At 38.1% G+C, this 13,446-nt stretch carries 14 protein-coding genes; 6 read left to right on the top strand and 8 right to left on the bottom strand.

The window, feature by feature from the left end; all coding sequences use genetic code 11:
- Positions 1-122 precede the first annotated feature (122 nt).
- Both MUS1_RS04975 and MUS1_RS04970 read left to right on the top strand, forming a co-directional pair.
- Positions 123-428, top strand: coding sequence for a hypothetical protein (locus MUS1_RS04975; protein WP_036159834.1), 306 nt, complete (start codon positions 123-125; stop codon positions 426-428).
- 42 nt (positions 429-470) lie between these two features.
- The gene (locus MUS1_RS04970) at positions 471-1,064 is read left to right on the top strand and encodes a CBS domain-containing protein (RefSeq protein WP_036159833.1); all 594 of its coding nucleotides are present in this window, start codon (positions 471-473) and stop codon (positions 1,062-1,064) included.
- A 70-nt stretch (positions 1,065-1,134) separates the two neighbouring features.
- Here MUS1_RS04970 and tusA read toward each other — a convergent pair whose 3' ends face one another.
- A complete protein-coding gene (tusA, locus tag MUS1_RS04965; protein WP_036159831.1) occupies positions 1,135-1,368 on the bottom strand; it encodes a sulfurtransferase TusA in 234 nt (77 codons plus the stop codon).
- A 22-nt stretch (positions 1,369-1,390) separates the two neighbouring features.
- Positions 1,391-2,023 carry an alpha/beta family hydrolase gene (locus MUS1_RS04960; protein ID WP_051436116.1) on the bottom strand — a complete coding sequence of 211 codons (633 nt, stop codon included), beginning with the start codon at positions 2,021-2,023 and terminating at the stop codon, positions 1,391-1,393.
- Positions 2,024-2,200: 177 nt separating this feature from the next.
- On the opposite strand from MUS1_RS04960, the gene hemN reads away from it, so the two are divergent.
- The 3 genes from hemN to MUS1_RS04945 are packed head-to-tail and all read left to right on the top strand — an operon-like array spanning position 2,201 to position 4,922.
- A complete protein-coding gene (gene hemN, locus MUS1_RS04955; RefSeq protein WP_036159828.1) occupies positions 2,201-3,571 on the top strand; it encodes an oxygen-independent coproporphyrinogen III oxidase in 1,371 nt (456 codons plus the stop codon).
- 21 nt (positions 3,572-3,592) lie between these two features.
- Positions 3,593-4,354, top strand: coding sequence for a fumarate/nitrate reduction transcriptional regulator Fnr (gene fnr / locus MUS1_RS04950; RefSeq protein WP_036159827.1), 762 nt, complete (start codon positions 3,593-3,595; stop codon positions 4,352-4,354).
- A gap of 25 nt (positions 4,355-4,379) precedes the next feature.
- The gene (locus tag MUS1_RS04945) at positions 4,380-4,922 is read left to right on the top strand and encodes an adenine phosphoribosyltransferase (protein WP_036159826.1); all 543 of its coding nucleotides are present in this window, start codon (positions 4,380-4,382) and stop codon (positions 4,920-4,922) included.
- An 84-nt stretch (positions 4,923-5,006) separates the two neighbouring features.
- Here the strand turns inward: MUS1_RS04945 and MUS1_RS04940 are convergent, their stop codons facing one another.
- The 4 genes from MUS1_RS04940 to MUS1_RS04925 all read right to left on the bottom strand — a co-directional run bounded on the left by MUS1_RS04940 (position 5,007) and on the right by MUS1_RS04925 (position 8,824).
- Positions 5,007-5,576, bottom strand: coding sequence for a YfaZ family outer membrane protein (locus MUS1_RS04940; RefSeq protein WP_036159824.1), 570 nt, complete (start codon positions 5,574-5,576; stop codon positions 5,007-5,009).
- Between the two features lie 10 nt (positions 5,577-5,586).
- Positions 5,587-6,423 (bottom strand): tRNA 2-thiocytidine(32) synthetase TtcA, encoded by an 837-nt coding sequence (gene ttcA, locus MUS1_RS04935; RefSeq protein WP_036159823.1) that lies wholly within the window; start codon positions 6,421-6,423, stop codon positions 5,587-5,589.
- A 104-nt stretch (positions 6,424-6,527) separates the two neighbouring features.
- Positions 6,528-7,067, bottom strand: coding sequence for a SprT family zinc-dependent metalloprotease (locus tag MUS1_RS04930; RefSeq protein ID WP_036159821.1), 540 nt, complete (start codon positions 7,065-7,067; stop codon positions 6,528-6,530).
- Positions 7,067-8,824: a RecQ family ATP-dependent DNA helicase gene (locus MUS1_RS04925; protein ID WP_036159820.1), complete on the bottom strand. Its 1,758-nt coding sequence runs from the start codon at positions 8,822-8,824 to the stop codon at positions 7,067-7,069. Before MUS1_RS04925 ends, MUS1_RS04930 begins: the two co-directional genes overlap by 1 nt.
- A 96-nt stretch (positions 8,825-8,920) precedes the next feature.
- Here MUS1_RS04925 and MUS1_RS04920 point away from each other — a divergent pair, with 96 nt between their 5' ends.
- Positions 8,921-9,571 (top strand): YecA/YgfB family protein, encoded by a 651-nt coding sequence (locus MUS1_RS04920; protein ID WP_036159818.1) that lies wholly within the window; start codon positions 8,921-8,923, stop codon positions 9,569-9,571.
- A 135-nt stretch (positions 9,572-9,706) separates the two neighbouring features.
- On the opposite strand, the gene MUS1_RS04915 is transcribed toward MUS1_RS04920, so the two are convergent.
- Entirely contained in the window at positions 9,707-10,021 is a 315-nt protein-coding gene (locus tag MUS1_RS04915) for a BolA family protein (protein ID WP_036159816.1), read from the bottom strand.
- Between the two features lie 11 nt (positions 10,022-10,032).
- A complete protein-coding gene (locus MUS1_RS04910; protein ID WP_036159815.1) occupies positions 10,033-13,446 on the bottom strand; it encodes an SbcC/MukB-like Walker B domain-containing protein in 3,414 nt (1,137 codons plus the stop codon).

The following is a 13,446-nucleotide window of genomic DNA, read 5'->3' as shown; positions in this document are numbered from 1 at the left end:
CATAATCGAGGAAAGAAAGGTCATTTGTTTAAAAAAGACTGGGATTTGTAAAGCAGTGAGAATATATTAATTATTATAGAAAATATATTTATGCTTAATAGCAAGAAGGTTTGCTTACCATCATGAAAACTCAATTACTTATGATCATTGCCGTGATTTTATCGTCTTTATTGACGATATCTCAACGCGCCAGTGCTCAAGAAGTAAGTCAGTTACGTTGGTTAGAGCCTAGTGTAGAGCAACGCTTTAATGAAGTCGTTGCGCCAGATCAAGAGTTAGGTTCTGATAATAATTATATTGCCTCAGCTTTTACTTCCAGTATTCCCTCCCTACCTTTACCTCAATATTTTTCGTATCGCTACATCCCTAATACAAAAAATATTTACGGAGACATCAACCCAAGAGCACCACCCTTTTCATCGATTTAACTTACCCATTCTTATCAATTTCTTTTTTATTGGGGTTCTATCATGAAAACATTAACTTATGTTTCTACAAAAAGCGTTAACGATCTTACTTGGCCTACAACTTACGACAATACAAACATATATTCTTCCGCATTATCTGTATTAACCGATTTCCAAACCGCTGGACCACGAGTTATTGAGTCAAATACTCGAGCTGACGAATTGGTTCAATTGATGAAAAAAGAACACGTCCGCATGAAAATCGTGGTTGATACGCATAACCATTTTGTTGGTGTAATCAGTCTTGAAGATTTATCTGAGGATGTTTTTATTAAACAAGTAGCTGAAGGTTATAAACGTTCAGAACTGATGGTTGCGGATTTGATGAGGCCAAAAGAAACGTTACTAGCATTATCGTATACATCCCTTAAGAATTCAGATATTGAATCGCTTTTATACAGCCAAAGAGAAAATACGCTACAGCACTTATTAGTTATTGATGAAGGAACAAAAACCATACGTGGTCTGATTTCATCTAATGATATTGTACGCCAGCTTAGATTAGACGTTGATGTCGCTTTTTCAAGCTTCGAACACACCTATCACAGTGCTATTTTAGGGCAGAAGTTTCAAAGCAGAAGCCTCAAGGTGGCATAACAAGAGTTAGAAACTCTTAGTTATGTCAATAAATCAAAATGCCTCCATACACTATATATGGAGGTATTTTTTATGCCTCTTTCTTTTCTATCCAGTAAAAATACGTATCCTCATCTTGCTCTTGATCGATAAGCTTATGCCCAAGAAATTGACAAAATTTAGGGATATCTCGTGTCGTAGATGGATCTGTAGCAATGACTTTAAGGATGTCTTTTGGCCCTATTTTTCGCATTTCTACATGCAGCATCATGACAGGCTCCGGACAAAGTAAGCCTGTTGCATCAAGTAAAGCTTGGTGTTCCATATTGATTCTCTTTCTATATAACTCAATTCGATAAAGTATTTTGGTATTGTTTAAATTCTGGTGATTGTTTATAAATCGTCAAATTAAGCCAAGTTTGCGTTATCTCAGCAAGATTCGAAATAGTATCAGAGATACTCTGATTTTGCTTTTTTAAGGTTTTAAAATCGTGATCGGCGCCTTCCACCCAAATAACTTTGACATTATTCGGTAATGATTGCTGACTAACCCAATCGTATGATCCAAGTTGATCCCTTGTTCCTTGAATAATCAAGCAAGGTACTTGTAGATTATCAAGAAAAGAAAGTCTGTTTTTTTCAGGCTTTCCTGCAGGGTAAAAAGGAAAGCCAAAACAAACGATAGCTTTGACCATAGATAAACTAGACAACTGAGTTGCTACGCGTCCTCCCATCGACTTGCCTGCGACAATACAGGCCTCTTCATTTTTAATGTTATTTGCAAATTCAGGAACAAGGTTTTTAAAGGGAGGTGGAGGCCTTTTTTTAGATTTGATTTGCTGCTCTTCCATATAAGCGAAAGTTACAGGGATTATGTTCTGATTCATTTGCTTTGAAATCGCAACGCCTAATGCATTCAAAAAAGCATTGCTGTGACCAGCACCAGCACCATGAGCGAGGTAAAAAGGTAAGTCTGTCATAATGAATTTATCTAAAAGTGATTTTGGCGTTGATTATATGAATGCTTAGTAGGTTATCCAACCCCATTTTGTTAAAAGGCTTATTTTAGAACAGAGCAATATCCCTTGATCTGGATCAGAAAACTCCTGATGGCTAAGGAGTAAAATTTCTATTAGAATTTTTAATAGGAACACATCATGATTTGGGATTCTTTACTTATTAATAAGTACGATTTATCAGGGCCTCGATATACGTCTTATCCAACAGCACCACAATTTAACTCAAGCATCAGCAAAATCGCTTTAATAGATAAGATGATGATACCGTCAGACAAAGCGCTTAGTTTGTATTTCCACATCCCATTTTGCGCTCACCTTTGCTACTACTGCGCTTGTAATAAGATTGTGACTAAACAATATGAAAAAGGTGCTGAGTATGTTGAATTGCTCGGTGAAGAAATGAGGTTACGTAGTCTGATGCTGGACCACACTCGAAAAGTTACACAACTTCACTTTGGTGGTGGCACACCCACTTTTCTTACTGAAGAGCTTATTCGCAGCTTATTTAATATCATTAATCAGCATTTCAATCTCATTACTGATGGGTCGCAAGATTACAGTATAGAAATAGATCCAAGAGAAATAACGACATCCAAACTTAAGCTACTTATTGAAATGGGTATCAATAGAATTAGCATTGGGGTTCAGGATTTTGACAACAAGGTTCAAGAAGCCATACACCGTATTCAGCCGATTAAGATGGTAACAAATCTCGTTGAAGATGCTCGCTCAATGGGCATTGAATCAATTAATTTTGACCTAATCTACGGCTTACCATTTCAATCGATTGAAGACTTTAGAGATACCTTGGATAAAGTGATTATTTTATCTCCTGACCGAATATCTCTTTTTAGTTACGCTCATTTACCAGAGCGCTTCAAGGCTCAAAAACGGATTCTGGATGAAAGCCTTCCTAGCTCAAGTCTTAAAGTTGAATTATTAAGGATGAGCATTGAGCATCTCATTTCAGCTGGTTACGAATATATTGGCATGGATCACTTTGCGAAACCAAATGACAGCTTAGCAAAAGCTCAAAGACAAGGTTTGTTACAGCGTAATTTCCAAGGCTATACTACCCACTCTGGCAGCGATTTAATCGCATTTGGTGTATCTGCCATTAGCGATCTAAATGGTGTTTATATCCAAAACCACACAGATTTAGATAAATATAGACACAGCATTGAAAAGGGACAATTACCTATCAATAAGGGCTATATTAGCAATGTTGATGACCGGGTTCGTCATCAGGTGATTATGACTCTTATTTCACAGTTTGAATTAGATACAGGAGTGATTGAACGAAAGTATAACATTAGATTTTTCGAATATTTTGCAGAAGAAGTTGATAATCTTATACCTATGATCGAAGATGGTATGATCAAAATAAATGATAATGGAATGCAGACCATTATTGGTGTTACAGACCGTGGTAGATTACTTATTCGCTGTATTTGTATGATTTTCGATAAGTATTTGGACAACCACATAAAATACTCAAAAGTTATATAGATTTGGGTCAGGGAGACTCTTATGACAACAACACACACACAACCACGGTTTAACAGTACGCTTACATCTCAATGTCAAAATTGCAGTTTAAGTGCTCTTTGCCTTCCTATTGCTTTAGCCGACGAAGATATAAACAAGCTAGATCAAATAATCGAACGTAAAAAACCTTTAAAAAAAGGAGATTTTCTCTTCCGTCAAGGCGAAACGTTTGATTCTGTTTATGCAGTTCGTTCAGGAACCTTAAAAACATTCAACATTACCTCCTATGGCGAAGAACAAATTACTGGTTTTTATTGTCCTAGTGAACTAGTTGGTCTGAGTGGAATAGATTCAAGCACCTATCCCGTTTCTGCCAAAGCTCTAGAGACAACAACAGTTTGTGAAATTCCGTTTAGTCATCTAGAAGACCTATCAGCACAAATCCCTTCTTTAAGGCATCAGCTATTTAAAGTAATGAGCCGTAAGATTTCTGACGATCAGCAAATGATGGTATTGCTAGGTAAAAAAAATGCAGATGAAAAAGTAGCGTCTTTTTTATTAAACCTTTCTAATCGATTTAAAAAACGAGGGTATTCTGCAAGCTCTTTTCGACTATCTATGTCTCGTGGTGAAATAGGCAACTATCTTGGCTTAGCGGTCGAAACAGTGAGTCGAGTCATTACCCGCTTCCAGAAAAGCGAACTAATACACGTAGACGGCAAAGAAATTGAGATAGTCAACTTCCCTGAAATGCAAAAACTCGTAGGGATTACGAGTGATTGTGGTAAAATTGACAACATTTGATTGATAAACTAAGGCGTTATTGAATATGCTCTACGATGATTTTTATGTTAAGTCTCTAATCCAAACAGTAGAAGATTGGCCAAAAGAAGGCATTAGCTTTCGTGATATCACTCCTATCTTTAGCGATCCTAAAGGTATGAGAATGGTTGTTGATGCTTACGTTCATCGTTATATGTCTACAGACATTACTCATATTGCTTGCATTGATGCACGCGGTTTCTTGATCGCAGCAGTACTTGCTTATGAACTTCAAAAACCTCTTATTTTAGTACGTAAGAAAGGCAAATTACCTGGTAAAACAATTTCACAAAAATACGACTTAGAATATGGTGAAGCAGAATTAGAAATTCAAGAAGGGGCTGTTAAAGCTGGTGATGAAGTTTTGTTATTTGATGACTTGATTGCAACTGGTGGAACCCTGTTTGCAGCAATAAAACTACTGACTAAGCAAGGAGCTAATATAAAAGAAGTAGCCGCTATTATAGATTTACCCGACCTAGGTGGCAGCCAGAAGCTGAGAGACAGTGATATTCCTGTCTTTTGCCTTTGTGCTTATGACGGAGATTGATTTAAGTTTTATTGCTTAATTTTAAAAATAAAAAAGGTGGCATTAGCCACCTTTTTTATTTGTAAAACCTTATACTTTAAACGATTAAAAATCGACTACCGCACCTACAGAAAAGCCTTTATTTATCTCTTTTCGACTATTATCATCATAGACAACAACTGTATTTCCATAATTGATATAGGCACGTGAGTTACGCATTGTCATGTACTCAAGTCGAAAGTCATAAGTATACGTATGATTTAAATTAGAAAAAGACAGGACTTCAGGTGAATAGTAGCCAGAGCCATATATACTAATGCGATTGGCTTCTTGAAGAGTATATCGATACCAACCACCAAGACTCAATGCTGCCGACAGCTCATTATCGCCATCATTTAAATCCGCATCTATAACATATAAGCGAACACCCAAACCTACCTGCAATGGACCGCCGGCCCCTTCAGAGTCTTCTACAGTTAAACCAACATGACCTGTCGATGAACTTCCATCTGAGTCGTGAGTAATACCAGCATTAAAGCCGAAACTTCCTAAATCTAAATTAACATCACCTTGCACAGTGTCGTTTGTTAAACTCACGCCCGCTGTTGATGCATACACTACGGAAGATCCTAAAAAACCTAAAGTTAACAATAGAGCTTTATACGTAAGATTCATTTCTATCATCCTATAATGAAATAATATTTAGTCGGTCAAAAGCTGATGCGGTTTGCTTCAAACCTTTAAAATCAAATAGTTCTGTATCTGCTAAATGCGATGGAACCACATTTTGAAGTGCAGTAAACATAGAATCGGTTCTACCAGGGTAGTCTTTGTCCCATTTTTGCAACATGTCTTTAATGACTTGTCTTTGTAAATTGTCCTGTGACCCACAAAGATTACAAGGAATAATTGGATATCCCTTCATTGTTGCGAAAGTTTCTATGTCTTTTTCTTTACAGTATGCCAAAGGACGAATAACAACATGCTTACCATCATCGCTCAATAATTTTGGCGGCATAGACTTCAATTTTCCACCGAAAAACATATTTAAAAACATGGTCTCTAAAATATCATCTCGATGATGTCCAAGAGCAATTTTAGTTGCACCAATTTCTTCAGCAAAACCATACAAAGAACCACGCCTTAGACGAGAACATAAGCCACAAGTGGTTTTCCCTTCAGGCACAATGTCTTTGACTATACTGTAAGTGTCGCGTTCCAAAATATGAAAGTCCACACCTAACTCTTCTAAATAAGCAGGTAGAATATGCTCAGGAAATCCCGGCTGCTTTTGATCTAGATTGACAGCAATAATACTAAAATCAATTGGAGCACTGGCTTGCAAATTTCTCAAAATCTCAAGCATGGTGTAAGAGTCTTTACCACCAGATAAACAAACCATAATTTTATCACCCTCTTCAATCATATTGAAGTCAGCAATAGCTTGGCCTGTTAATCTTCGGAGACGTTTCTGGAGCTTATTTTGCTCCAATTTTTCTTTAGGTCGACTAGATAAATCCATGATAAATACGCTATAAACAAAACGCGCTTATTTTACTATAAGGATAGCGTTATCGCATCAAAAATGGATGAGATAACGCAAAAGTGCATGAAAAATCACTTTTCTTAGCGCGGCTCTAGATTGATATTTGGACCAATGGCTAAAAACTGCAACGTAGATTTACAATTTTTACAAATATATTGTGTACCACGAAGCGATCTTGTATGTCTCTGCTTAGTAAAATTATGCTCCTGACATTCACAATAGTACTGGTAGGTTTCTTTTGGTACTGGCGTATCAAAAGTATGTGTCCTATCCGGTTTGATTCCATATACTTTCATCATGACAGCCTGCCATTCTTTTCCATGTGGCTTTACATTACCTCCATAAATTTGAAACACAATGATATGAGCCACTTCATGAGGAACCACCGTACTTATAAATATTTCTGGGTCTTGCTGATACATAAAGTAATTAAATCTGATTTCATTTTTTTGTAGATGCGCAGTACCAGCAGCCCGCCCTCTTTGCTTGAAATTACAACTAGAACGCTTAAATGAATTACCGAAGAATGCATCTGCCTTATCGAAGCATAAGTTTACGCTCTCAATCATGATGTTCATTGCATCTGGATTTATATGATTTTTTTGAGAGGATAAAGCCATTACCCGATGACCTTTTTAATATCAGGTTCTTGTACGATTTTTATCAGCGCCTCAGCAAAAATAGCGACTTTGTCTTTTGACAATCCTGTTAATCTACTTAATGATGCTATGGAGTTTGGTTTGTGCAAACAAATAAGTCTAAGCTGAGAATCGCTTAACGCTACATCTGAACAAGAATGCTTCCAAGACAAAACTCGATGCCAATTTACATTATCACTCAAAAGCTGATCTTCATTTAATATTGGATAATAACGCTCGCTAGACATAATAATCTGAACATCGCCTTTTAAAACTGCTCTGGCTTTTTCATTAATGTGAACAGTAAATAGACTGGATTGTCCCAATGTGATGTATTCATAGGCAATCAGGTGTCTGATAATAGATTTCCACTGAGCTTCGGCAAGCTCTTTCCCTTTACCAAATAATGACAAAGATTCTGCTTTTATGAGATTCGTTGCTTTTGTCCTCTTCCCTAATAAAGTTTGAATCAATACAGAGAAGGGTTGAACTCCTTTGGTGTGATAAATAAGAGACAAAAGCTTTTGACTGGCTATAGTCATATTACTTTCTGACTTACTCCCAAGGCATCTGTCACAAAAACCACAATCCAGAACGTCTTCATCGAAATGAGAAAGTATATTTTTTCGCCTACATCCACGGCCTTCTAGGATGCGAAAAAAATCCATTAAACGCTGCGTATCACTTTCAGCGCCAGACGGTTGCAAAGCAATAAATTGCTGAGCCTGCAACATATCTTGAAGGCCATATAATAAAAGAGATTTAGCCGGTTTACCGTCTCGACCAGCACGACCCACTTCCTGAAAATAAGCTTCCGGACTACTCGGTAAATCTACATGTACAACAAAGCGAACATGCGCAATGTCTATCCCCATTCCGTAAGCTGTTGTTGCCACCATGATTGTGCCATGCTGCTCAGAAAACAATTTATGATTTACTTGCTTCTCTGAATCTGTCATCGCCGCATGATAGCTTAAACTAGGCAAACCTAACGTGTTAAGCCAATGTGCTAACTCTTCTGTTTTTTTTCTAGATCGGCAATAAATAATACCGCTCTCACCAGGCATCTCATTATGGAGAAAGTATAAAATCTGCTGTTTGGCTTTTCTCTTTTGAGCAATTTGAATATTAATATTAGAGCGATCAAAGCTACTGCGCAAAACAAGACAGCTTTCTAGCTGTAGAGATTCTTGAATAGAGTTGATTGTATTTTTATCTACGGTGCCAGTGAGTGCAATAATAGGCACAGTTGGAAAAGCAACTTTCAATTGTCCAAGCTGGCTGTACTCGGGCCTAAAATAACTCCCCCACTGAGAAATACAATGAGCTTCATCGATGGCGAATAGAGAAATTTCGAAGCTATGCAAAAAACCCATGACAGAAGGCTGAACTAACTTCTCAGGCGACAAGTACAGTAAATCGATATGGTTATGTCGTAAGGCTGAAACTAAGTCGTCTTGCTCGCCGGGGTTTAATGTTGAGTTTAGAAACTTTGCGCGAACCCCTTTTTTATTTAATTCTTCGACTTGTTGTGACATCAAAGACAATAACGGGCTAACAATAACCGCGACACCATTTTGGATAAGTCCGGCCGCCTGATAAGCCAAAGACTTCCCTCCACCTGTTGGCGCAGCTAACAAAACATCTTGGCCAGAACACAGCGCATCGATTGCTTCTTCCTGCAATGGACGGTATTCAGCGTGGCCTAAACGGGAAAGTACCTGTTTCTTTAAATTCATTTCGGAATTATCCCTTAACAAGGCACTTTCTGCATCGATTTTTCACCTTCTTTTCGCTAGAATCGAATACTAAATCCGCATTAAGGAAGTATTTACATGGCGCACCAACCTCTTGATGACCTTGAGTTAGAAACATTAGAGAATTTTTTAGAATCAGATCAGGTTCATGAGGAATGTCAGAACTTTGTGATGGCTCATGGTTTCTTAACCGCATTATCTATTTGCCCTGTTAGTATTCCTGAAGAGAAATGGCTACCTGTTATTTTTGAAGACACTCCTCAGTTTGAAAATGAAAAACAAGAGAAACAAATACTTCAGTATTTATCTCGCCTTTTCTTAGATATTCAAAAAGAACAAGAGTCAGAAGATGGCTTTTTAATTCCTTGTGAATTAGAAATGGGCTCATCACCAGAAGAGCTAAGTGAGCTGCAAGAATGGGCTACTGGTTTTATGGAAGGCGTTTTCATGACCGAAGAAAATTGGTTTGAATCTGAAAAAGAAGAAGTGGTTGCTGAACTTCTACTACCTATTATGGTTGCATCCGACTTATTTGATGACGAAGAAGTTGTCCAAATTCGCTCAAGTGAAAAGCTTACTAATTCTTGTATCGCTCAAATTCCAGAAGTTGTGACAGATCTATTTTTAGTGATGAGGACTGAGCCAGAAAAGCGCCCATTCCCAAAAGCTTCACCAAAATCTAAATCACAGGGCAATAAAAACAAAAAAAAGAACGGTAAAAAATCATAAAAAAATACTCACTTGTATTATGCAAGTGAGTATTTCTAAGTGCGATAAATGTTAATCATCCAATCGAGTTGAATTCTTCCAGGTACACTTCGCTTGCGAATGTTTAGCACACTGATCGATCTCCGATATCAGGATTTATTTTTTATTCTCTCCTCCATGGCATTTTGGTGAAGAAGGGGCAAGCGCATTACGCTCCTCCCACTCTTCAATGGAATACAAATGCATTGCAAGCGCATGAATCATTGTCATTTCTTCTTTTAAAATCCCATAAACAAGCTGATGGCGCTGAACAAGCCTTTTACCTTTAAAAGCATCTGTTACTAGCACAAGCTTAAAATGAGACTCACTGCCTTCCGGCACATTATGCATATAACTCTCGTTTTCAAGAGTTATATGATGAACTCTCACTTCATCTTTAATTCGTTGATCAATTTGATCCTGTACCTTCATATTTTTCTCTATTATATCGTTGGTAGAGTGTCTAACTGCCCATTAAGGAGCACTTGCCCTTTTTCTTTTGGATAGGCAACATCAATAGACACCGCGCCACCTTCGCGCCATACACTAATAATCGTGTCCATATTTGCCGCCATAACAGCACGCTTATCATCAGGCGCTGCGGCAATAACTTGTAGACCAATATCTTTCATAAAGCCCATGCAAGTTGATGTCTTAACCATATCAATTTTATTGAATGCTTCATCAAACATAGCTAGCGAGAACCCACCAACAATATCGCCATCCATTGTTTCATGTAAGCGGTAAGTAGTAGATAACGCGGCAGCAATGGCCAAATAGAATGGAATCTGATGCTCACCACCAGAACCAGTCTGAATGCGCTGACTCAATGTAGTTTTCTTATTGCCTTCGCCATCAAGAATATCAACTTCAAAGTTGTAGAACTTACGATAATCTGCGAGATCTTGTTGTTTTTCCTCATCAGAGATTAACTCTTGAATAGAAGTAATGGCACGAACATGTTCAGGGTCATCACTTAAATGAGGATCAAACAACCCTCCTACATTAGCTTGATCCTGATCGCTAAAACGCTTAACAAGATCAAGAATATCTTTCATATCACCATTTGGGTAATAACGAAATTGATAGATTTCATGGTTAAACGGGCGACGCTTAAGACTGTGATTCAACTCTTTAATAATATGAGCTACTTGATCCAAAGAATCCTTCAATTTAGAAACATAATCAGAACGGAATGTTTCTTCTGCCTCTCGGCGTGCTAATTCAGCTCGTTTGGCGTATTTCGCCAACTCTGTTTCACTCAAAACATCAATTTGATAAGAAACATAATGCTCAAACTCTTCAAATTTAGATTCTAAATAATCCAATTGAGTATCATTATCTAGGTTTGCCTGATGATACTTAGAGTAATGATCAGCCACTTCCTTACGAACTTTTTGGTCAAAACTGCGAGCTTTTTCGCTGGCTTTGTCAGCTCGACTAATTGACTCTTTATAGATGGCTGCTCCATTTACCATGCTGCTTTCTAATAACGCATAGCGCTCACTGGCAAATTGGGCATTGTACCTTGGATTAGAAGTTAAGCGATTTCGCTCTTCATCAAGTGCGGCCAACGCTGAACTTAATTGGCTTTTTTGTGTGTTTAACGCACCAAATTGCTCTGAAATTTGCTGACGCTCACGATCTCGTTTCTTCTGTTCCAGCTCAACATTTGAGATACGAACTTTTAGCTCTTCAATTTTTTCTTGAAGATCCGTATCGTCATGTTTCTGTAATTGAGCAATTTCAGTTTCGACAGAGTCTAATTCTTGCGTTAATCGTGTAACAGTATGGCTCGCATTCCCGATCGATTCAGTATCAAACTGATTATTTGCCATGATACGACCAAGCAAGGAGTCTGCTTGCTCAAGGCGTTGATCCGCTTTCAGGAAAGACATCAATTCGCCACTTAACTTGGCAAGTTGAGTTTCTCGTGATTCGCGCATTCCGTCAGTATTAATACCAACCATCATATGAGGCACTGAGCGAATCGTAGAAATAGTACCTGACAATTTCAACATACCATCCGCAGTCATTGCGCTGTCTTCACGTAAAAGTTCACGCTCTGTTTCTACTGGTTTAATACCACCTAAACGACGATTTAAATATGCCTGAGCGTGATCATTGTTACAGCGAATAAAACGCAAAGCTGAATTTTGATCCCCACGATTTAACCAAAGCCTTGTTTGAGTTGTATCAACAACACGACAGCCCATTAGTTGACGACGGTGAGCACGAAAAACACGAATAGCCTCTTCTGCATCTTCCGGCTCTACAATCAGAGCTTCACGTTGAGCGCCTAAATAGCCTTCAATAGCGTCTTGCCATTTACGATCAGTCACTTCAGCTAAGTGACTTAATGGCGTCGCTGTAATGTTGGCATCTTTTAGTAAAGCAATTAAACGTTTTGTATTCTGAGACAATGGACTCACGCCACCCTTCAAAGATGACACGTCAGACTCTAATTGCTTACATTCGTCTTTTAAATTTAAAATTGTTCGGTTTAGCTCTGAACGCTGACCAAATACTTGTGCTTTTTCTTTATCAAGCAGTGCATTAAGGTCATTTAGCTTTTGCGTCAGAGGCTTAAGGTTGCCTTCAACACGACCCTCTTCTGTGATCAAACCATCAAACGCAGAAAACTCTTTTACTAAGCTCATTGTTTCTTTGGAAACTAAGTCCTGAAACGAGGTAAGAGATGACAGCAATAAAGTAAGCTGACGAACTTGTATAATAGCTTTCTGATCTTGTTGCCCCTGCAATACCAGTAATTTTTTACTTTGTTCAAGTTGCTGTAATTTCAAACCAACATCTGAATGTTCGTATTGTTGTTCAAAGCGCAGCAACTGACTCTGTAATTGCTTCAATAAGCTAGCTTGTGTTGCCAGCTCTTCTTCAATTTCTTCTTCTCGCTCTTTTTGTAATTCATACTGGTCTTGAATGTCATCTTGCTTGCTGCCAAGTTCATCAAAACGTGCTTCCGTTGCTATCCATTGATAATTAACGGCGGCCTGCTCTTGCTGGTGTTTTTTCTCGCAATCTACTTGGATGAGCTTTAAATCATCGATTCGCTTAGACACTTCTAAGGTTTTCGCTTCAAGATGGCGATATTCATTTAAAGATTTCTGATACGCACCAACCTGAAGAGGCGCTTCGGCCAAAACAAAATCTTGAACAAATCGAGTTGGGGAAGCGATCGGGACAAATTTAAGCGCATTTTTGAAATTTTTCAAAAAACTATCAAGCGTAATCAACTTATCTGAACTAGGGCTTAACTCATCAAGATATCGGTTGATATATTGAGTCGCTGAGGCACTACCTGACTTAATGTAAGGGTCAAGACAGATTTTCTTTAGCGATTCACGTACTTCAATCCAAGGCTTGGCTTTGTAACTTTTACCTTCCATTGCATCGATGAAGTCAGATTTTTTTGCGCCGTAATTAGGCAATACAAAACGACCGAGCACATCTTCTTCTGGTGACGCTAAAGAAGCACTTAGTGCCAAACCAACTGTAGATTCATTACCTGAAATACTGTCTTCAAATACCAAAGCTAAATAGCTAGTTGCATCTTGTCTTGGCTGAGTGCCAAATACTTTTGCACTGGCTTGACCTGAATCTATCATACCCAAAATATAAGATCGGATACTTCGACCACTTGCTTTACCGTCGTTTGCACTGGCGTTGTAATTTAGATGTCGCTTACTTGCACCTGTTAATACTGTTTGAATAGCATCCAATAAAGACGATTTACCAGAACCTGTCGGTCCGACAATCGCTGTATTACCACGAATGTTGATTTCTTCTGCACCAAGTAGGTACCAATTTACTAATACGATTCGATTGAGCTTTTTCAT

It is taken from the genome of Marinomonas ushuaiensis DSM 15871 (assembly GCF_000521805.1).
GTDB lineage: Bacteria > Pseudomonadota > Gammaproteobacteria > Pseudomonadales > Marinomonadaceae > Marinomonas > Marinomonas ushuaiensis.
Note: the sequence above shows the minus strand (reverse complement) of the source record. Positions and strands in the feature narration are given on the sequence as shown.